Origin of the sequence: Exiguobacterium sp. E4787 (assembly GCF_018618375.1) — a bacterium.
Taxonomy (GTDB): Bacteria; Bacillota; Bacilli; order Exiguobacteriales; family Exiguobacteriaceae; genus Exiguobacterium; species Exiguobacterium chiriqhucha.
Map to the genome: position 1 here is coordinate 147,667 of NZ_JACSLY010000007.1, position 20,916 is coordinate 168,582.

Consider the following 20,916-nt stretch of genomic DNA (forward strand, 5'->3'; position numbering starts at 1 on the left):
GACTGACGCTCGAGCTACTTCTCATTGCGAAGCGAGATCAGCATGAGCACGAACAACGTCGTGACACTGCCGCCAATCCAAACGGCGAGGAGCGTGCTGTCCATTGAGAAGCCGGTCAAGGGTTGTGGTGTCGCGAGTGGCGTAAATTCGGCCGCACCCATGCCGATATAGTGCATCCCCGAGACGGCGAGCCCGATCAAGAGCGAGCAGACGAGTCTCCGCCAATGGAACCGTGACACGTCCGGGAGTGAGAACAAGAGATACAGTCCGACGAGCGAGGCAATGAACGCGACGACGGCCGATAACAGCCACATGACCGGGTCGTACGTCAATACAGCGTTCATCTGCATCGCTTCCATGCCGACGTAATGCATCGACACGATGCCGATGCTGATGAAGACGGCGCTGATGACGAGATCGCGCGGTCGCGCCGTCTGTCGGCTGACGATATAGAAGGCGAACCCGGACGAGATGATGGCTGGAATGATCGAGGCGATGACGATACCGATATGGTAGGATACGTCGGCCTCTAAATGGAATGCCAACATCCCGATGAAATGCATCGCCCAAATGCCGAGCCCGAGACTGAGGGCTCCGGCGCTCACCCAACGGATGCGCGAGACTCGTTCGGCATATTTGAGCCGACTGCTAATATCGAGCGAGACGAAGGCCGAGAAGACGGCGACGGCGATGGATAACAAGACGAGGGGAAGACTGTATGTACTATGGAGATGGTGTTCGATGGGGACCAAACCTTTCTTTAATAATATCGGGACAAATGGACGAAAACGGACAGTTTCTCAAAAATGAGCTTTCCTAGCATAGCATATTTGTCTTGACGTGAAGGGAATTTTTTCCACGGCGGGTCAATAATTTGGCACATTGAATTTTGCTAGACAGAGACAATAGATATTTTGGATTTTTTTGTATAAAAGGTGAAATGGGACTTTCGGTTTTACAATGGAACTATATAACTAGAAGAGAGTGGGCGCAAACTATGAAGAAGGTAAATTATTTACTCCTTATTTTTGTTCTCTTGTGTTCAATGTGGGGGCAGCAACGTGTTGAGGCACAATCAGACATCCAACTCATTTATTCGGTGGAGGATTTTAATAAAATACCGAATCAACTGAACGGGCATTATCGACTAATGAAGGACTTGGATTTTAAGGGTGCAGAACAGTTGCCGATTGGAACGAAAGACAAACCATTTATCGGTATTTTTGATGGGAATGGCTTCTCTGTTTCAAATTATCAATTGGAACATAATGAGTCCATGACACATATCGGATTATTTGCCTATGCGAAAAATGCGACATTCCGAAATCTTAAAGTGATGGATACGCAATTGACAATCGGAACTGATATGAATCTCGAATTGTATGGTGGTGCGCTTCTTGGAAGAGGCGAATCGGTCACTATTGAAAATGTACAAGTTGCATCATCCGTTTCGGTTGCGATTCAACCATTATTCAAATCAACCGTAGGGGGCATTGCTGGAGAAATTAGAGGGACGTCCCTTCGTCCTTCTTCAATTTTGAATGTTTCCAATGGAGGGACAATTACTGGAAAATATGAGATAGGTGGGATAGTAGGAAGTGCTTCGTATACAACGATTGGGTATGCAATAAACAATGGACAAATAATTGGTGGTAGTAGTGCAGGGGGGATCGTGGGTTATCTGTTCCAAGGAAAGCTGTATAACTCGGAAAATGAAGGAGCGATTAAATCAGTGCAACGAGGTGGTGGCGTGATTGGGTACGCATCGACCGTTACCATTGAAAATGCTACTAATGGTGGGAAGATTTCGTCGAGCGGAAGTTGGGGTGACTTCGGAGGTATAGTCGGTTATATGACAAAGTCAACGTTAGCTGACGCGGAGAATTTCGGAATTTTTGAGGCTAAGGGAAGTTCTACGTACGTCGGAGGACTTGTTGGAGAAGCAAGCCAAGACAGTATCATTCGTCGTGGCATGAACAGAAGTCCGATTGAAGTACAAGGTTATGTTGGAGGGATTGTCGGGAGTGCCTCACAACTATTTTTAGAGCAAACGTATAATGAAGGCGATTTATCAGGGTCGACAGGTGGAGGGATTGGCTCTTCCATCACAAATGTGACGATTCGAGATAGTTTCAACACAGGTAAAGTACAAGCTAGAGTCACAGCAGGCGGAATCGTCGGATATGCGTATCAAGATTCAAAAATTGAAAAGTCTTATAACAGTGGCTATGTGAAAGCGTATATATCAGGAGCTTTAGCAGGGAACTATGGAGGAACCATGAACGGCGCGTATGGTCTGACAATGTCCAAATTGATTGGTGAAGGAGAACAAGTTGGACAAGTAATCTCACCAACGGGGGTAGTAAATTCCGAAACGATGCCTCTATTGTCGCCGACTATTTGGGAGTTTTCATCAGAGAGTTACCCCACGTTAAAAGGGATGGACAAGCCTACTGGTAATCATCAACATGCCATCGCAGTGAAACAAGTTGATCTGTCTAAGACTACCTATCGCCAATATGAAGAACTTGATCTCATAAACGGAAAAGCACTTTTGGTAAACAATACCGGAACACTAACGTCTATTCCGTTAGAAGAGAGTATGTTGTGGCAGAATAAAGTCCTCGAAAATGCAGGAAATCAATCCGTATCGTTTCGAATTTTAGAATTACCTGGTACCACACAAGTACAAGTGACGCCTCGTTATCGAGCGATGTTCATGAACCATCAAAACGTTCAAATCGATGTCCAATACGTCGAACCTGGTCAAACTGCTAAACCGACTATTGTTCCAGAACGAGAAGGGTACACGTTACAAAACTGGACACCTGAGTTTGAACCGATGAATAAAGATCAAGTCTATAAACCGATTTACACAAAAAACCGATATGACGTTCAGCTGATGGACGGTGAGCAATGGTTAGATACTGTATCGTTCTCACATGGGGAACGTCTTTCATCAAGGATACAAGAGCCTTCAAAAGAAAACCATTTCTTTAGCGGTTGGTATAAAGATTCAACGTTTTCCGAGAAAATTGACTTAAGTCAAAATGTCATGAGACCAATGGAGTTGTATGCGCGATTTATACCTATGCCAGAAGTGACAAACCTCAATGTGGTCTCTAAAGGTGGAGATGCTACAGTATCGTGGGACGGGACAGCTGGAACGACATTCTATCACGTCGATGTCTCAAACGATCCTGACTTTGGAAGCTTCTCACGTTATACAACAACGGAGCGAAGCTATTCTATTTATCTGACACCAACCGATACGCATTACATTCGAGTGAAGCCGATACTCGTACTTGATTATCAAGAGTGGGAAGGGGTTTCAAATACGGTCACACAGTCACCACTTCTTAGAAAGTTAGACGGAATCCAAACTTCAGACATCACGTCAACATCTGTCAAGCTCTCGTGGAATCGACAAAACTTTGATCAGTTTTATGTGTATCGTGCAGAGGACGATGGTGTATTTAATCAAGTTGCGACTGTAAAAACGCCATTTTGGACCGACGCAAAATTGAATTATCGTAAAGACTATAAATACAAAATTGTCGGGTACTTGAAAATTGACGAGACGAGTGGTTTGTTGAGCGAAGAGAGCGAAATGATTTCAATTCGCTTGAAGATGCCGTATAACAGCTCGTGGGAAGTGAATTCAATTAGTACGAGCAGCACAGTTGTTAGTGGTCGGGCCTTTGCGCCGAATGGTTATGTAGAGGTGTATAAAGGGTCTCAACGGATTGGGAAAATGACAAAAGTCGTAAACAATTCGTTTAAAGTCACGATTCCAAAACAACCGGGAGGGACACTGCTAACCGTCAAATTGTATCCTCATTCTATATACGACGTTAGTATAAAAAAGGTTTATGTTAAAAAAACGTTACCTGCTTTCTCTGTGTCTACACCAGCTGCCATGGACAAGGTTTTGACTGGTAAAGGGAAGCCTGGGGCAACGGTGCGCGCCTACGTCGGATCGAACCCAATCAGTAAGGCGATCAAAATCGGAAGCAATGGGATATTCAAACTGCCTATTTCTTCGCAAACTGGCGGGAGAGAGATTCAAGTAAAAATGTCACAATCCGGATACCTTGATCGCACAATCAAAACGAAAGTGCTACGTGTTTTTAAAACGTTCAAAATCGGGACGGTGAAATCGACTCATGCTTATGTGACGGGTACTGGTAACCGTGGTGCTACGGTTCAAGCCTATGTAGGTAAGAAACGCATAGGTAAGCCAAGTACCGTCAATACAAAAGGTGCCTATCGCTTAACCATCTCAAAACAAAAACCAGGAACGGTCATTAAAGTGAACATGACTCAGTCAGGTTATAAGACGCAAGATAAAACGATTAAAGTGATCAAGTGATGAAAAAGAGGAGCGTTCATAAAACGTTCCTCTTTTCATTGCGGAATTTTTTTCGAAACGGTATCGTAAAAAGAAAAAGGGTGAGACACATGGAATCGATGAACGGCCTGGCCCGCATCCGTGGCGCCTACACGACACTGAGCAAGAAAGAGCAACGCATCGCTGACTATATCTTGAAACAGCCCGAACGCATCATCCATCATACGATCAACCAAGTCGCCGACGACCTCGACGTCGCCGAGTCGACCGTGTTCCGTTTCTGCCAGCGCGTCGGCTTCAAAGGCTATCAGGCGCTGAAAATCGCGCTCGCCACCGATGTCGTCGCGCCGCTTCAAGACATTCATGAGGATATCTCGAACGATGATACACCGCATGAGATCGCTGAGAAGATTTTCACCTCGAACGTGAAGACACTCGAGGCGACCCGGCAAATTTTGGACGCGGCCTCGCTCGATAAATCGGTCGCGCTGCTGTTGTCGGCTCGTCGCATCGAGTTTTTCGGGAGCGGGGGCTCGGCCGTCATCGCGCTCGACGCTTACCATAAGTTCGTCCGGAGCGGTCTGTTCGTCACCGCGAACTTGGAGTCGCACATGCAGCTCATGTCGGCGTCCCAACTGACGAAAGATGACGTCGCCGTCCTCATCTCGCACTCGGGTGCCTCGAAAGATACGCTCGACGTGGCGAAAGTGTTGAACGAGCGCAGCGTCCCGACGATTGCGATCACGAATTATGCGAAATCACCGTTGTCGAAGCTGTGCGACGTCGCCCTCTATACGGTGTCGCAAGAGACCGAGTTCCGGTCTGAGGCGCTCGCCTCGCGAATCGCCGAGCTCAGTCTGATCGACGCCTTGTTCACCGTCGTCATGATGCGGCGTGGGGAAGACGGGAGAGAGTCGCTCCAAAAGATGCGGGAAGCCATCTCGCTACGCCGAATCTGACGAAATAGGATTACATTTTGCAAAAAGGTGGAAATTATAAGTCTGAGCGTAACGCGAGGTTTAGAGAGAGAAGGTGGACCGATGAACCATATTGATTTTAAGTCCTCTGACCACTACAACGAGTTCAAGCGATTGGCACGACGGCTCACGGACCCCGGTCAGACGGACCGAGAATATTTTGCCGCGCTGTATGTGATATCAGGGAATCAACAAATTCGTGAGCGATTGCTTCCTTATATGGACCTGGAGGCTGGTACAATCCGTACCTCGACCATCATTGATGACAATACGTTCGACAATCGAGAATTTGTTCTCGCCAAGCTCATCATTCACTTGTACAACCATAAAGAATGGGTCTTGCCGACCGAGCTGATTTCTCTTCCTGAAGATGACTATAAGCTTGCGATGCAGGCGATGACCCTATGCCGAAACGAGCAGTTTGACGGGGTGACAATCCCGAATGACTGACCGTAGCCTGTCCTGACCGTGGGCAGGTTTTTTTATGCGCAGCATATAGCGTGTGAGCAAACTGAACAGTAAAAAAACCCACGAAGATGCCGATGAAGAAGGTATCTCGTGGGTTTGTCATGTAGAGAGTTCACGTTGTATAATTTTCCATATTTGTAATACAATCAGATAAATACCGTTTAAAATTGATTGTAATTTGATGTCGGATTCGTATGGAAATGAATGAATCCGTTCTTTTTCGCATAGGAGGCACTCGTGGATCGTTGTGTAAACGAAACGGTTAATGTTTTAATCCCGAATGTCTTGTCGAGCTTGCGAAGTTCTTTCATCCGGTCTTTTGACCATTGGTCCTTCGACACGACACGGTAGTTAAACCCCTCCCACATGATGCCATCGACATACGGCGATGTGTGCGTTTGTAGTGTGGCGAAGCCCCAGTTTTGAATCAATGAAAGGGAAGGATGATGCGCTTTGATTGATTTCATGAACGTCCGCATGCCGTTACGTTGTGCTTTTAACGTGGCAGGGTGCGCCGAATGCTCATTGTCAATATTGCCGACGGTGTCCAAAAAAGCACCATCCAAACCTTTCGCCACAATTTGCTTGTTCACTTCACGTCGTAACAGCGAACGGTAGTGGGTCGAGGTCATGTCGACCAAATAAGAATCCCATGTCGCGTAATGGACACGTTTTCCGTTGCGATAAAAGAAGTCAGACTTCTTCATCTGCTTGATGAAATTGACGTTCCAGTTGTCGGCTTCCATCGTGTTGATATACCCATACACCTTTGTCCCATACTTCTGTAACTCTTTGATTTGAGTCGCCGTATAATAAACAGGTTCGATAATGACCATGTCATATTGTTGCATCTTCTTAATCTTGGCCTTGGTCGGCATGTCGTAATAAATTTTATACGACTTGACGTTCGCCAGTGGATTGCTCGATTGGGCGGACGCTTGTTGAGGCGACCATAAAGTCAGCCCGAGGACGAGCGCACAGCAGAGTGACACCCATTTTCTTGTTGACATCATACGCATAAAAACCCTCCTGATTGTAATCAGAGAGCGGTAAGTGCAGACTGGCGATCGGTATCTAAAAAGATCGACGACCCATGTCTTTGCGCCCTTACTTTTCAGTAAGTTTGCCCGTCTCGATATGTTGTATTGTCGAACAATCAATTCGATGTCCTATCTATAAAATACCATGTAAAGGAATGAGTGACACTATGATTTATACCCAGCATCGCACGTCGATTAAATGGATTGAAATGATTGTGACTATTTTACTTATCGGCATATTGGATTATACGTTTAACTTGTCGGTATCTGAATGGGCAATCGACCCGCTTATTTTTTATATTCTTCTCTTTTCATTGCGATATGGGTTGCTCGGTGCGTTCGTCAGTTTCACGTTAACGAGTCTGTATCATTTTTCATTTTTGTTGATGGAAGGCGCAGACCTCCTGTTGTTTCTCTATGACTCGAAAGAGTTGGCTTGGATTCTTCTTCACTTCTTCGTGGCGTTGAGCGCGGGTATTTTCAGTACCTCATATCGCGAGCGTTACCAGTCGTTGCACATTCGCCAAGAAGAAGTCGTCGATGAGAATACGCAACTGAAGCAGACGGTTCAAAAGCTTCAAGAATCACAAAACGAGATGAGGAAACGTGTGCTCGACTCGACGTATACATTGTCAAAAATCTATGAGGTCGGGCTCCATTTAGATCAAGATGTGACCGGCTTAGTGCGTGACCATTTGATTGGGACGTTCACGCGTGTCTTTAAAGCCCGACAAATTGGTCTGTATCATGTGGACACGTCACGCCGGACACTCCGCCTTCACGTCCGTTCAGGCGATGTCGACCGTCTACCCCAGACGCTGTTCATCGATTCGGACGCAGGGATGTTTCAGCGAATGTTTCAAACGAAACGACCGACGTTGCGTTTGGCAGACGAATTAGAAGGACCGCTTCTTGTCGCACCGGTCTGTTACGACGGTGATGTGAAAGAAGTGCTGGTCGTCCACGAGGTGGACATCCTCCGCCTGCGCAGCCATGAAATGAATATGATGAAACTCGTATTGGACTGGGCGGGGACACGGATTGAGAAAGCGGATGCGCTCGAATGGTTGCTCGTGAGCGATCAACTCGTGGATGGGACACGCATGTTAAGAATGGACGCCTTCGAACAAAAAGTGGCGCAACAAGTGCTTCGCCATGAGCAATACGGACAACCGTATAGTACGGTCAGGCTCTCGGTCGAAGGGGTCGACTTGACGTTGATTGAGATGGAGTTGATTTTAAGGCAGTCCATGCGTGAAATCGATATCATCGGCTATGACGAGGATGAGCAGATCCTTCATTTCCTCCTTCCCGGCACGCCGGTCGAATCCGCGGAGTGGTTCAAAGAGCGGATTGAGCATGTGTTCTATGTGAAAGGGGGGAGACGTTTATGACCGGATGGCTGTTAGTTGCGTTGTTTGTGCTTCATGCCATTCTGTTAGTCGTCGTTTATCGGCTCGTTGTCTTCCCACGAACGGAAGGCGAGCAACGAGGGATTTGGCTCTCCCTTTTTCTACTCAGTGCCGTCATCCCGATTGTCGGTGAACTGTTCGGGATCGTGGCCTATGGCATCGCACGTCGTTTCGCCTCTTCGAAGACGCTGCTTGACTACGATGAATACATCACCTTTGAAGCGGTCAACCTCGAACGATTGCAACAACAGGCGACAGAAGACCTTGACCTTGTCCCGTTGACAGAAGGCTTGCAAATGGATGGGAAGAAACGAAAGCAGTCCATCACACAACTCATGTCGACACCGTTGTCAAATACGGAAGAATACTTAACCCTCGGTCTTGAGCACGAAGACACCGAAACGGTCCACTACGCGGCAACGGTCAGAAACACGTTATTCGACCGATACGAGTTGCTGTTAAAACAACGCGTGGCGCAAGTGAACGAGGAACGACCGGAGACAATTTACCCTGTCATCGAGACGGGCATGTCGTTTCTAGACAGTGGTTTGTTGGACCAAGATATGCAACATCGAATTGAGTCGCTCGTCATGACATATTTAGATCAGCTCGGTGAGCAGGATGAGACTGATTTGATGTATTTACGGATGAAAGCCCGTCTGTCCTTTCGGTCTGGTGCGTTTGAGACGGGCGTACGACATGCAGAGGCGCTCACGCTACATCATCCTCAGGTAGCTGATGGGTACATCATGTTAATCGAGCATCATATGACGAACGGGGATTGGCCCTCGTTACGTCCGACGCTCGATTGGATGCGTCAGCACCTGAGCATACAAGACGTGCCTGAAGATTATCGCTTTGTCATCCAACAGTTAGAAGGTGTTAAACATGAATAAATCGATTACGACCTATACCGTCTCCTTATTTTCGCTGTTGATCGCTCTGATTGTCGTCGTCCAGTTCATCCGACTCGACTATGGGCACCGACTCATCCCGAAAGAATCACATGATCCAAAATCCTTTACGACGCTCGCGGGAGAAGCGAGCGCGTTAGAAGGAGAACCGGTAAACATTTATATCCATGAGAACGAGGACGAGTTGTCCACTTCCATCTTGACGAACGTGAAGTATGCGCTAGACTATGCGAAATTAGCCTATCAGTCGATTGAGGTGGATGACATCGCGTCGATTGAGCCATCGCCGCAACACGTCCTCATCGTCAGTGGGGAGAACACGGAAGCGTGGCCGTATGAGACGATTCGTTCGTTCGTCGAGCGCGGCGGACGGCTCTACGTCGCGGGTCGCTTCATCGACCAGTCGTGGTCCGACCTCGTCGGCGTCCGTGACTTCGGCGATTTTAAGGACGGGATTAACGGGTTGACGTTCGAACGGGAGCTGTTCCCGGGGTATGTCGACTTGCCGCAAGACTCTGAGTTGTTCATCCATAGTATCGCGGACGTCGACTTAGAAGCCGAGGCCGACGTCTTCATTTCAGCAAAGGATGAGCCGATTTTGTGGAAAGCCCCGTACGGACAAGGAGATGTCATGTTTTGGAATACGACCTCGTTGACCGACAAGAACTCACGAGGGCTCATCGTGCAGTCGCTGTCCATGATGTTTCCTGCGTTCGTCATGCCGCAGGCCGGCATTAAAGTCGTCCATCTCGACGACTTCCCGGCACCGGTCCCGAACAACTCACATCCGGTCATCACAGAAGAGTACGATTTGTCGATCAAAGAGTTTTTCTCGGAAGTATGGTGGAAGGACATGAAACAAATTGGGGAAGACCTCGATGTCATCTACTCCGGCTTTTTGATCGGGAGTTACAAAGCGACGAATGAAGAGACGGCCGAACAGCTCATCGACAAGGTGCGGGCGCCGATGCTCGAGTATGGCCGTGGGCTCATTCAGACGAATGGAGAAGTCGGATTGCACGGCTTCAACCATCAACCACTCGTCATGGGTGATGAGATCATGGACCCTGAACTCGGTTACACGAGATGGGACAGCCAAGCGGCGATGCGCTCCGCGGTCGACCGTGTTGTCGAGACGTTTGAATATTATTTGCCGAATGAGACGATTCGCAGTTATGTCCCACCCTCGAACATTATTGGCGACTCGGGTCTTCAAGTATTGAATGACAAGTTTCCAAACGGTTTGATTGTCGCTGGGCTGTATAGCGGGGACGCTTCAAAAGGGAGTTATATCCAGGAGTTCGGACCTGACCCGAATTATCCGAATCTCTATGATTTCCCCCGTGTGTCGAGTGGGTATAACGAGACGCCGGATGACTTGTTCGTCGTCGTTGACGCCGTCGCCAACTTTGGACTCGTCTCACATTTCATTCATCCGGATGATGTCTTGGATGAGTATCGCTCGAAGGGAAAAGGATGGGGGACGATGAAGGAGTCGTTCGGTGGTTTGTTCGAAACGCTTCAGGGGACGTATCCACACCTGGAGGGATTGACGCAATACGACGCATATCGGAAGTATGAACTGTATCAAGATGCTCAAATCGACGTCGCGTATACGGAAGACGCGATTCAAATTAACGCGCAACAACTGATTGTGCCATCGACCGTGCTCGTTCGACTCGAGTCAGACAAGCATCTTGCCACAGGCTCGTTCGACTTCGGCGACGTGCAAGCGTTCGATGAGAGCGGGACACTATATCAGGTTCAATTGAGAGACACGTCGGTCCGTCTCCCGATTTTGGAGGGTCGCCCATGAAAATAGGAATTGTAGTCGAAGGAAGTTATCCGTATGTCAGTGGAGGCGTCTCGAGCTGGGTTCACATGTTGATGCAACAGATGCCGATGCATGAGTTCGAGATTATCTCGATCATGCCGAATCCGAAGTCAGAGGCGGACTACCGGTATACGTTACCGGAGAATGTCACAGGGGTGACGACACTCGCCCTCAATCAACGATCGAAGCGTAAGCGAAAGACTCCGGCCCTGACGCCGGAAGAGCGCGAACGGATTAAAACGTGGATGACGTTCGGCCACGTCGAGTCCTCCATCTATCCGCTGCTCGAACAAGCCATCGGAACGCCCGAACAATTTTTCTCGAGTCGTCTGTTTTATCAGCTCGTCACGGAGAACTATCAAGAAGAGGGCCAGGCTGGTTCGTTCATTAATTACTTTTGGATGTGGCGCAGCATGTATGCGCCCGTCCTTGATTTGTTGCAGGCGGAGTTGCCCCGCGTCGACGTCGTCCACGCCGCATCGACGGGTTACGCCGGTTTGATTGCGAGCGCGATGAAAGAACGGCAGGAGATTCCGTTCTTCCTCACAGAGCATGGAATCTATTCACGTGAGCGGGAGGAAGAACTGTTACAGGCGTCGTGGATTCCTGCGGAGTTCCGGACGCACTGGATTCAATTTTTCCATCACTTGTCACGTGAGGCTTATCGCAAGGCCGATGAGGTGATCACGTTGTTTGAACGAAACAGTGAGCTACAACGTCAGCTCGGTGCGCCGACCGAGAAGTTGAGCATCATTCCGAATGGGATTGATGTGACCGGACTCTCGGCACTCGGTCACATCGAAGGTGATGACAAGCTCCGAATCGGTGCCATCGTCCGCGTCGTCCCGATCAAGGACATTAAGACGATGATTTATGCCGCGAAGCTGCTTCAGGACATGCTCGTCCCGTTCGAGTTGACGATTATGGGACCACTCGACGAGGACCGCGAATATGCGGCAGAATGTCAGACGCTCATCCGGCAACTCGAGCTCGAACAACATGTCTTCTTGGTCGGGAAAGTCGATATTCGTCAACACTTGCCACGATTTGATGTCTGTCTGTTGACGAGTATCTCAGAGGGACAACCGCTTGCGGTATTAGAAGGAATGGCAGCAGGCGTCCCTTGGATCGTAACAGACGTCGGGGCGTGCGCGGAGCTCGTGAACGGCCGTCCGGACGAACCGTTCGGACCGGCCGGGTTCGTCGTCCCTCCGGTCAATCCACGCCGGATTGCCGAGCGGTGCGTTTGGTTTTATCAAAACAAGGATGACGCGCGAAGACTCGGGCGAAACGGTCAGCAACGGGTCGAGACCTATTATCGCACCGACCAGTTCATCGAGGCGTATGTCAATCTATATGAAGAAAGGAGCGCGGCTCATGGCGGGTATCGGCTTTAAATTACAACAGTTGTTCCAGGAAGACTATTTCTCTTCACGCATCAAGGCGTACACGTTTGCCGGATTCGTCACCTCCGGGCCGTGGCTGATTGTCATCGTCACGATTGCGCTCATGCAGTGGCTGACGAGTTATCTCTCGATTGCCACACTTGAGGAGCGGACGACGTTCAATTTAATCGTCTCCTACAGCTTCATCTTTTCGCAAGTCGTACTCGGTGTGCAGCAGCTCGTCGTCACACGCTACTTGGCGGACTGTTTTTATGAGAAGCGCTATGAGGACATCTTTCCGGCCTATATCGGAATGATGAAGACGACGGTCGCCATCGCCTCCGTCTTGTTCGCCCTCTTTTTATCGTTCTCCGAGCTCCCGGCATTATTGAACGCGTTAGCCTTCGTCTTGTTCATGACCGTCAACTTGATTTGGGTCCACTTCCTCTTTTTGAGTGCGGCCAAGTTCTATCAGGCGGTGGCGTATAGCTTTGTGGCGGGCGGGGCCGTCGCGGTCGTCGCCATCCTCATGACCGATCAGTGGTTGATGCCGTATTTGACGACGTCCGATATGAAGAGTTTTGCCTTGACCGCGAGTATGACGCTCGGTCTGATCGTCACGTTGTTCGGCTTGTTCATGTCGATGCTCTTGACGTTCCCGAATCGAAGCACAGTGGGGCAGTTCTCGTTTTATCGCTACTTCGACCGCTATCCGGCCCTCTTTTGGACGAGCTTTCTGTACAACATCGGGATTTGGGTCGGGACGTGGATCATTTGGTTCTCCGAAGGGGGGAGTGTCCATCTCGACACGTTCCGCTATCATCCGATTTATGATACGGCCATCTTCTTGTCCTACTTGACGATTATCCCGACGATGACGATTTTCGTCGTCTCCGTCGAGACCCGGTTCTATGAGCGGTATCGCGTGTTTTACGGCTACGTGAACGAAGGCGGGACGTATCAACAGATTCAACGCGCGAAGGCGGCGATGCTGCTCGTTTTACGACAAGAGCTACAGCGCCTCTTCCGAAACCAAGGTCTCGTCTCGCTCCTCTTCATCATGTTCGCCGCAGTGTTGTTCCCCCTTCTCGGGCTATCACCTGAGATTCGGAGCGTCTTTCAAATGACGACCATTGGCGCATTCTCGAACGCGATGGTGCTCGTCCTCACGCTCGTGTTGCTGTATTTTGAGGATCATCGTGGGGCGGCGTATACCTCAGCCCTGTTCATCACACTGAATGCTGGAATGACTGTGTTATTACTGCCGCTTGGCCCAGATAGTTATGGACTTAGCTTTGCCATCGGCTGTACGATTGCCTTCGCGTTCTCTCTGATCCGGTTAATCCGTTACGTGTCTGAGATTGACTATCATACGTTCAGTCGCAGCGAACGATCGCCACGGACGGACACGTTCCGCCGCGTCGGGGAATGGCTCAATGACCGTTCGGCATGATCGCTAAAAAAACCAGCCGTCTTCTCGAAAACGAGAGGGCGGCTGGTTTTTTATGACGATTGGATGAGTGCTTGAAGAGCGGATAACCGCGGTCACCCGTCTTTTACTGTGTCGTCTTCGTCACTTTGAAACTGCGAATGTAAAACTCTTCGAATCGCGCACTGTCCTCCAATAACGTGCGTCCGGTCATTGATAGACGGCGCGTCGGAAAACCGTTCGACCGACTTGGCGTGACGAAATAATCGTCGGGATAGTCGGCCAACGTGGAGCGGACGAATTCGCGCAACAGCGTGTCGTCCTCTTCAATCCATTGCTCCGAAGGGCCATCGAGATTGTCACGCGTGAGCAAGATGCGCGACCCGTCCCGGATGAACGGATTGAAACTGAGCCGTCGTGTCTCGGGTCCTTCAAACGCGTGGAACGCGTGTGTGATCCCTGACAAGGTGACCTCACCGATGACATAGCCGGTCGACCACGCCTTGCCGCATCCGTCCCAAACGGAGAAGATGTGACCAGGATAGACGAGGTCGGCACCACCACGAGGAATGGCTTCATAACGATGATGATGACCGAGGGCGTAATAGCTGAACCCGAGCCGGGCGACGACGGATGCGGGGAATCGTTTCCGGTCACCGTGACTCAGGAAGATGTTTGGATACGGGTCATCTCGCATTGGCGCGTTGGCGATTTCTTCTTTCAAACCGGTCTGATTCGTCTCGCAACTGAGTCCGTATATGCCGGTACCAAGTGTTGGGTCGAAGATATATCCAGGGCGAAGGAACACATGAACGTGCTCAATCTGACTCCAACAAGCCTGGTAGGCAAGACGGTCGACGTCATGATCTCCGAAGACGAGGTAGACGGTCGCACCGAGCTTGGTCCACGTCTGCAAATACGGGATGAAATCTTCCGGATCGCTCACCTCGATGTCCCCAGCGATGAGCACCGCCTTGATGTTTTTATGACGAATGACCTCGGTGAGTTGAGCGAGCTTTTCGGCTTGGATAGCAAAACTTGTGCGTTCGGCCGTGATGGCGTTCCCGGTATGTCTCGCGTGATGCAAATCCGCGATATGGATAAAGCGTGTCATGGATGAGCCTCCTTGAACTCGAGTATCCTAATTTTCCCATGAAGCAATAGACATGTCGATGAGATTAATCTTTCCGCGTGACGGGAACATCTAACTGTCTATATGAAGGAGGGATTCGATGAAAGCGTTATTCTTGAACTGTTCATTGAAAGGCGGGGACACGATCTCGCATACGGAAGGATTGATGAAGGACATCATCCCACACTTTGATCAGCTCGGGGTCGACTCGGAAATCGTCCGTGTCGTCGACTACAACGTCGCGTTCGGCGTGACCGAGGACGAAGGGGACGGGGATGCGTGGCCGCAGATTTTTGAGAAGGTGAAGGCGGCCGACATCCTCATCATCGGGACACCGCTTTGGCTCGGCGAGAAGAGCAGCGTGGCGACGCAAGTCATCGAGCGATTGTACGGCGGTAGCGCCTTGATGAACGAGTCAGGGCAGGCCATCTACTACAACAAAGTCGGCGGTGTCGTCGTGACGGGGAATGAGGACGGGGCGAAGCATGCCTGTGCCTCGATCTTGTATGGCCTGTCGCACATCGGCTTCACCGTTCCGCCGAACGTCGACGCGTATTGGGTCGGTGAGGCCGGACCGGGCGACTCGTATATCGATGCCGGCCGCGATAACGCCTTCACGAAAAAGAACGGACGCGTCATGGCGTATAACCTGTACCATTTCGCGAACATGTTGAAGCAGACGCCGATCCCGGCTGAAGGCAACATGATGGAGTGAAGATAACCACCAATATTGTGGATTGATCGTCTTCGACAAACAAAAGGATTGGCTAAAAAGTATGCGACGTCGCATACTTTTTTTATTGGCTTAAAGGAAATAGAGTGATGGGATTCGATAAAATCATGACCTGTTATGATGGGATATTGAAAATCTTACTGACTATATGTTGAAAAGTAAGATAATTGAACGAATTGGATTATTTATACTGTATAGTGAATGGATTAAATGCAGAATGGGGTGTTGAATGAATGAACATGAAATTATTTCGTTTGTTGTTGTTCACGACTATTTTTTTAGTGGGAACTTCTTTTTTTGGTGACTCTATTAAAGGGGCAACTAATGACAAGGTGTCTCTCGTATCGATGACAGCATCAGGCAAAACGTTCTCTTCTAGCCATGTTAAGACGGACATACTTCTCAAGCTGGATAAATCACCGGAACTGGGAATTTGGGAAGTCGAAGCGGATTTACAGAACGTCGAATCTCCAAAAGAAATAGAAACCGTGTTTGCGTACCCGAACAAGGATGGACTTGAAATTACTGTCGATTTAGAAAGTCCGAACTTTCAAGCGGAAGGGGATTGGATTCTGTCGCGTTTGATTGTTCGAGATGAGGATGGTGGCGAGCATCAGTTAGATCTCTCGCTTGTACCTGACAAAAAAGTATTTACGTTGGCTTTCCCAAAACCGAAATTGGTGAAAACAGAAGGTGTCCCAAAAACCTTAGATATCACTCAATTAAATAAAGTGAAATCTTTCTTCATGACCATTGATTTGAACGGATTGAAGGTGCCAACTGATCCGATGAGTATTATTTTGGAAAACAAACAAGCCAAGGAAGAGTTCTATCTGACGCCTGTCTATCATACGGAGAAAAAACAGTTTGAAGTAGATTTGAGTGATCAGAACTTAGGTGAGTGGAATGCTATCGGGACATGGAGTTTAAAAGAAATTTCGTTCTATGATGACGAGACAAATCATCGTTATGATGTTCAACTGCCAGTCAACTTAAAGCCTGTGTTTCAAGTCACGCCAGACATCACATTGCCTGTCTTTAAAAGTGTAAAAATGGTACATTCCAAGACAAAAGATTCGCAATTAATTGTTCAAGCAGACGATAATAGTGGCTTTTTCAAGGTGAAAGCAACATTCAAACACTTACCGAGTGGAATCATTCAAACACTTGAGCCTTGGGAAGGACGTTCGAAAATAGCGAAAATGAATTTGAATCGTCGAGACTTCGGGATGGCTGGTAAATGGGAATTGATTGGTCTTGATGTCATCGATATGTATGACAATGTGCTCACGGTGAAATCGATTCCGAAAGGCTTAACGATGGCGTTTGAGGAGTACGACGTCACTTCAAGAAATTGGGTCGTAGCAAGCGGGACAGTCAACTTAACGAAGCTGTTTGAAGAAGATCGGTATATTGAACGGATCATTGTGCTCGAAGGAGCTACATTGATTGTGAATGCAGACGTAACCTTACCGATTCATGCCTATGGGACGGTCATTATTGAGAAAGGGAAGCGCGTAAAGGAGACGGTATATGCCAAACAGTTCAAATCAGGAACTGGTAAATTAGCCAGTACGGTGTACTCAAAAGGGAACAATGTGATTAAAAAGCGTATTGTGACAAAGACACCATACAACCTGGGGCTTGTCGAACTGAGTAAAGGCATTTCATTAAACGAGGACAAGAAGACGTTCAATCTAAAGGGATTAGCCTTACCGGGCACTAAAGCAATCAAGATTGACGGTAAGACCGTTGCGGTTCAAAGAAATGGAGCGTTTTCGACGAATGGGTTAGTCGCCAAAGGGAAAGTCGTCACCATCGAAGTGACTGACCGCTATGGAAAGAAACATGTATCGAAACATAAAGTGTACGATTATAAGCCGGCGACAGCAAAGTTTAATTTAAAACCCGGAATCTATAAAAAAGGCACCGTCTTGAAAGTCACCGCGACAAAGGATGCGGAAATCATTTATAACGGATTCAAGCCAGGAGATATGTATGCGGTCGTTGGAGGTGCTTATCAGGACGGGATTCCGCTACTTGCGTCTTTGATGTACGAGATACAATTGCTTGACCCGGTTCTTGGTGGAATCCAAGGTCCGAAAAACGAATTCGCTATACTCGATGTGAAGCAGGCTTCGAATATAGAGCAGGCAATCACTGGAGTGACGAAGCCAAAAACAGTCATCACCATCCGTGTAAGCGGTAAAACGTATACTACCACTGCAGATTCGAAAGGGAAGTTTGCAGTCAATGTTTCCTTGAAGCAGGCGAAAGCGTATACCATTCAAGCTGTAAATGGAAAATTGAAGAGTCCACTTTATACAATGGCTATCACCGATAAAATTCCCCCGGCAAAAGCGAAAGTGAACGCAGTCACAGCCAAGTCTGGAATTGTTCAAGGAAAAGCCGAACCGAAAGCGACGGTCGTTGTCACTTATGGTAAACAAACGATGCAAACGAAGGTGACGGACAAAGGGACCTATAAACTCACTTTTAAAGGCTTGAAAAAAGGAGCATCTCTATCCGTTCGGGTAAAGGATGCGGCGGGTAACCTGTCTCCGTCTGTGAAGCAGTTGATTAAATGAGGGGGATAAACAAGTGAAGAAACTCATGACTTATGTCATCGCGTTGGTGATTGTGCTCGCCACATTAACTCCAATCGCTTCAACCGTCGAGGCTGCGACGACCACGTTGACGACCTATACAACGAAGACAGCCGTGTATTTACGATCGACCCCTTCCTATAAAGGGAAAAAAATGATCCTCATCCCGAAACAAAAAGCTGTCACTTATCGCTCTAAGAAAGGCACATGGGTAAAAGTCCGCTATGCGAATCGGACGGGCTATGTGAATGAGCAGTCGCTCACCCGTAAAGTTCAAAAAGGTGTGGCATTGAAAGCAACTCCCTATGTGACTCAACGTCAAGTCATTGTCTATTCGCGGGTCGACGCAGATAAAAAACAAGTCTTCACGTTGAAAAAAGGGACCACCGTCACCGTGAACGAACAGTTGGCAGGGTACTATAAAATTCGCTACGGGAGCAAAACCGGATGGGTCGCTACAAAGTACATGAAGAAAGCAACCGTGGTAGCACCGAAACCAATCAAGAAGACACCGTTTTTACCGAAACAAGCCTCGATCAATTATTTGAAGAATTATAAGAGCGCTACTGAGAATCGTTTGTTGTTTACAATCAAATCTGAACACGGGCATCAGTTTGTAAACTCACATCTATTTCAAACGACTGTTCCAATGGATGAATATTTATTTGTCATTGGAGGGTACGATCAATCGAAGTTAAGTTCGCTCATGTTTGTTCGCTCACGTTACGATAAATATCCGACTGGACAAGCAACGGGTGATGAAGCGGTGCACGCAGGATTGGCAGCTTTCTTCGGTGAGGGAACGGAAGAGACGAAAATGTTGCGCAACCTATACGCTCAGCACAAATACTTTGAACAGAATGAAGTCATCCCAATTAAGGTTGGGGGCCAGGAAGGGATTTTATTGCTATGGGAGAAGCGGATTGAGTTTATCTTTGACTATGATGGTGACTTGCCTATCATCACAATCTAAAAAGAGGGAGACGCATCGCGTCCCCCTCTTTTTCATTTCTTCTCCACCGCATGCCCACCGAATTCGTTCCTTAGCGCGGCGACGACTTTTCCGGAGAACGTGTCTTCTTCGAGCGAGCGCTGCCGCATCATGAGCGACATCGCGATGACCGGTGCCGGTACACCATACTCGAGCGCCGTCTCGACCGTCCATTTGCCTTCACCCGACGCATGCATGATCCCTTTAATCTCGTCGAGTTTCGCATCCTTATGGAACGCGCTCTCGGTCAACTCCATCAGCCAAGAGCGGACGACCGAGCCGTGGTTCCAGACACGGGCGACTTGCTCGTGATCATAGTCGAACGGGCTCTTCTCAAGAATCTCGAACCCTTCGGCGATTGCCTGCATCATGCCGTATTCGATGCCGTTATGGATCATCTTCAAGAAATGGCCACTGCCACTCGGTCCGGCGTACAAATAGCCATTATCCGTCGACACGTCGTCGAACAACTCCTCGATCTTGCCGAACGCCTCCAAATCCCCGCCGATCATCGTACAGGCACCGTGACGCGCCCCTTCCATGCCGCCACTCGTCCCGACGTCAAAGAAGTAGATGAGCTTGTCTTTGAAGTGCTCGGCTCGTCGCATCGATTCTTTATAGTTCGAGTTGCCGCCGTCGATGACGATATCCCCCGGTGACAAGAGTGCGTGCAAGTCGTTCAAAACGTGCTCCGTCACGTCGCCCGCCGGCACCATCACCCAGACGACACGCGGCGTCTTCAGCCCTTCGACGACTTCTTCGAGTGATTGCTTCGTCTCGAATTGGCTCGTCGACACGTTGCCTGGGTCGTAGCCGAGGATACGGTGTCCACCATCCGTCAGATTGAGCGCCAAGTTCAACCCCATCTTTCCAAGTCCGATCATCCCTAATTCCATATCGGTTCACCCCGTTCATTGATTTGGTTTCCTTATAAGGGTTACCCGAAATGGATGGACTTCAAAAGAGGGGCTGTACCTCATCGATGCGGTAGGCGAGAATCGATCCGACCTTCACTTTCTTGCCGTCACTCAACTCCACATAGTCGTTGAGCGGGCTCGCCTCGTTCAACGTTCTTTCAAACATGAAAGCGGCATCCTGTTTGGACTCCCCATATACCGTAAACACACAAGGTTCTTCTTTCTCTAAAAAACAAGTGATGATGTAGCGCATCTGACGACCCCTCCAACCAATTAATGGATTTATATGTTTATTTTCATCATAGATAAGTCAATTATTACAAAAAACCAACCCTTTGTCTCATCAGGGTGTTTGAATATAAGGAAACATACCTATAAAACATCGGATTCTATAAAAAATTGACATAGTTTTAGATGCATTTTGATTTAGAAATAGGTCTTTATACGTACAAGTCGGGCATGGTCATGATTGAAACTGTCAAATGTGAAGGAGTCACAAAAATACTGAGAAAACACTCAATGATTCGTCAGAAAAGACCGATAGATAACAACGAATGCATACGTTCCCAATTTGCTGTATCAATTTCCCTTTTTTTATAAGATGAATTATAAAATTAAGTGCAACATCTGAACGTGAACGCAAAAAAAAGCCCACAGCGATGGCCTCGTTTAGAATGAAGTTACGACACAAACATTCAGACGGAGGAATCGCTATGAGCTACACCCA

General features: G+C 48.4%; 16 protein-coding genes and 1 riboswitch. Of the genes, 11 read left to right on the forward strand and 5 right to left on the reverse strand.

What is annotated here, in order from left to right; genetic code table 11:
• Positions 1–14: 14 nt before the first annotated feature.
• Positions 15–701, reverse strand: a complete 687-nt coding sequence (locus KNP80_RS15805) for an MHYT domain-containing protein (protein WP_251132364.1) — start codon at positions 699–701, stop codon at positions 15–17.
• A 296-nt stretch (positions 702–997) separates the two neighbouring features.
• Here KNP80_RS15805 and KNP80_RS09835 point away from each other — a divergent pair, with 296 nt between their 5' ends.
• From KNP80_RS09835 to KNP80_RS09845, 3 genes are all read left to right on the forward strand, one after another.
• The gene (locus KNP80_RS09835) at positions 998–4,372 is read left to right on the forward strand and encodes an InlB B-repeat-containing protein (protein WP_214834633.1); all 3,375 of its coding nucleotides are present in this window, start codon (positions 998–1,000) and stop codon (positions 4,370–4,372) included.
• A gap of 89 nt (positions 4,373–4,461) precedes the next feature.
• On the forward strand, positions 4,462–5,310 hold the full coding sequence (locus KNP80_RS09840; protein ID WP_214834635.1) for a MurR/RpiR family transcriptional regulator: 849 nt from the start codon (positions 4,462–4,464) through the stop codon (positions 5,308–5,310).
• An 81-nt stretch (positions 5,311–5,391) separates the two neighbouring features.
• Positions 5,392–5,778 (forward strand): hypothetical protein, encoded by a 387-nt coding sequence (locus KNP80_RS09845; protein ID WP_214834637.1) that lies wholly within the window; start codon positions 5,392–5,394, stop codon positions 5,776–5,778.
• A 179-nt stretch (positions 5,779–5,957) separates the two neighbouring features.
• Here the strand turns inward: KNP80_RS09845 and KNP80_RS09850 are convergent, their stop codons facing one another.
• Positions 5,958–6,815 carry a glycoside hydrolase family 191 protein gene (locus KNP80_RS09850; RefSeq protein ID WP_214720301.1) on the reverse strand — a complete coding sequence of 286 codons (858 nt, stop codon included), beginning with the start codon at positions 6,813–6,815 and terminating at the stop codon, positions 5,958–5,960.
• Between the two features lie 32 nt (positions 6,816–6,847).
• Positions 6,848–6,934: riboswitch (cyclic di-GMP riboswitch) on the reverse strand.
• A gap of 69 nt (positions 6,935–7,003) precedes the next feature.
• On the opposite strand from KNP80_RS09850, the gene KNP80_RS09855 reads away from it, so the two are divergent.
• From KNP80_RS09855 to pelG, 5 genes are read left to right on the forward strand one after another with little or no spacing between them, the layout of a single operon-like run.
• Positions 7,004–8,230, forward strand: a complete 1,227-nt coding sequence (locus KNP80_RS09855) for a hypothetical protein (protein WP_214834639.1) — start codon at positions 7,004–7,006, stop codon at positions 8,228–8,230.
• Positions 8,227–9,144, forward strand: coding sequence for a hypothetical protein (locus KNP80_RS09860; protein WP_214834640.1), 918 nt, complete (start codon positions 8,227–8,229; stop codon positions 9,142–9,144). Before KNP80_RS09855 ends, KNP80_RS09860 begins: the two co-directional genes overlap by 4 nt.
• Positions 9,137–10,978, forward strand: a complete 1,842-nt coding sequence (locus KNP80_RS09865) for a DUF2194 domain-containing protein (protein WP_214834642.1) — start codon at positions 9,137–9,139, stop codon at positions 10,976–10,978. The genes KNP80_RS09860 and KNP80_RS09865 overlap by 8 nt, the downstream gene beginning before the upstream one ends.
• Positions 10,975–12,393 (forward strand): GT4 family glycosyltransferase PelF, encoded by a 1,419-nt coding sequence (pelF, locus tag KNP80_RS09870; RefSeq protein WP_214834644.1) that lies wholly within the window; start codon positions 10,975–10,977, stop codon positions 12,391–12,393. The genes KNP80_RS09865 and pelF overlap by 4 nt, the downstream gene beginning before the upstream one ends.
• Positions 12,353–13,834 carry an exopolysaccharide Pel transporter PelG gene (pelG, locus tag KNP80_RS09875; RefSeq protein WP_251132365.1) on the forward strand — a complete coding sequence of 494 codons (1,482 nt, stop codon included), beginning with the start codon at positions 12,353–12,355 and terminating at the stop codon, positions 13,832–13,834. The genes pelF and pelG overlap by 41 nt, the downstream gene beginning before the upstream one ends.
• A 103-nt stretch (positions 13,835–13,937) precedes the next feature.
• On the opposite strand, the gene KNP80_RS09880 is transcribed toward pelG, so the two are convergent.
• On the reverse strand, positions 13,938–14,924 hold the full coding sequence (locus KNP80_RS09880) for a metallophosphoesterase family protein (RefSeq protein WP_214720295.1): 987 nt from the start codon (positions 14,922–14,924) through the stop codon (positions 13,938–13,940).
• Positions 14,925–15,042: 118 nt separating this feature from the next.
• Here KNP80_RS09880 and KNP80_RS09885 point away from each other — a divergent pair, with 118 nt between their 5' ends.
• From KNP80_RS09885 to KNP80_RS09895, 3 genes are all read left to right on the forward strand, one after another.
• Positions 15,043–15,657: a flavodoxin family protein gene (locus KNP80_RS09885; RefSeq protein WP_214720294.1), complete on the forward strand. Its 615-nt coding sequence runs from the start codon at positions 15,043–15,045 to the stop codon at positions 15,655–15,657.
• Positions 15,658–15,914: 257 nt separating this feature from the next.
• Positions 15,915–18,263, forward strand: coding sequence for an Ig-like domain-containing protein (locus KNP80_RS09890; protein WP_214834646.1), 2,349 nt, complete (start codon positions 15,915–15,917; stop codon positions 18,261–18,263).
• A 13-nt stretch (positions 18,264–18,276) separates the two neighbouring features.
• Positions 18,277–19,254: an SH3 domain-containing protein gene (locus KNP80_RS09895; protein ID WP_214720292.1), complete on the forward strand. Its 978-nt coding sequence runs from the start codon at positions 18,277–18,279 to the stop codon at positions 19,252–19,254.
• A gap of 32 nt (positions 19,255–19,286) precedes the next feature.
• Here the strand turns inward: KNP80_RS09895 and gnd are convergent, their stop codons facing one another.
• Entirely contained in the window at positions 19,287–20,168 is an 882-nt protein-coding gene (gene gnd, locus KNP80_RS09900; RefSeq protein ID WP_214834648.1) for a phosphogluconate dehydrogenase (NAD(+)-dependent, decarboxylating), read from the reverse strand.
• A gap of 61 nt (positions 20,169–20,229) precedes the next feature.
• Entirely contained in the window at positions 20,230–20,355 is a 126-nt protein-coding gene (locus KNP80_RS15920) for a hypothetical protein (RefSeq protein ID WP_285800950.1), read from the reverse strand.
• Positions 20,356–20,916: the final 561 nt, after the last annotated feature.

Coding starts and splice junctions, on each gene's coding strand:
- KNP80_RS09845 (WP_214834637.1), top strand. CDS start 5,392: ATGAACCATATTGATTTTAAGTCCTCTGACCACTACAACGAGTTCAAG.
- KNP80_RS09855 (WP_214834639.1), top strand. CDS start 7,004: ATGATTTATACCCAGCATCGCACGTCGATTAAATGGATTGAAATGATT.
- KNP80_RS09850 (WP_214720301.1), bottom strand. CDS start 6,815: ATGCGTATGATGTCAACAAGAAAATGGGTGTCACTCTGCTGTGCGCTC.
- KNP80_RS09890 (WP_214834646.1), top strand. CDS start 15,915: ATGAAATTATTTCGTTTGTTGTTGTTCACGACTATTTTTTTAGTGGGA.
- KNP80_RS15920 (WP_285800950.1), bottom strand. CDS start 20,355: ATGTTTGAAAGAACGTTGAACGAGGCGAGCCCGCTCAACGACTATGTG.
- gnd (WP_214834648.1), bottom strand. CDS start 20,168: ATGGAATTAGGGATGATCGGACTTGGAAAGATGGGGTTGAACTTGGCG.
- KNP80_RS09835 (WP_214834633.1), top strand. CDS start 998: ATGAAGAAGGTAAATTATTTACTCCTTATTTTTGTTCTCTTGTGTTCA.
- pelG (WP_251132365.1), top strand. CDS start 12,353: ATGAAGAAAGGAGCGCGGCTCATGGCGGGTATCGGCTTTAAATTACAA.
- KNP80_RS09880 (WP_214720295.1), bottom strand. CDS start 14,924: ATGACACGCTTTATCCATATCGCGGATTTGCATCACGCGAGACATACC.
- KNP80_RS09860 (WP_214834640.1), top strand. CDS start 8,227: ATGACCGGATGGCTGTTAGTTGCGTTGTTTGTGCTTCATGCCATTCTG.
- pelF (WP_214834644.1), top strand. CDS start 10,975: ATGAAAATAGGAATTGTAGTCGAAGGAAGTTATCCGTATGTCAGTGGA.
- KNP80_RS09865 (WP_214834642.1), top strand. CDS start 9,137: ATGAATAAATCGATTACGACCTATACCGTCTCCTTATTTTCGCTGTTG.
- KNP80_RS09885 (WP_214720294.1), top strand. CDS start 15,043: ATGAAAGCGTTATTCTTGAACTGTTCATTGAAAGGCGGGGACACGATC.
- KNP80_RS09840 (WP_214834635.1), top strand. CDS start 4,462: ATGGAATCGATGAACGGCCTGGCCCGCATCCGTGGCGCCTACACGACA.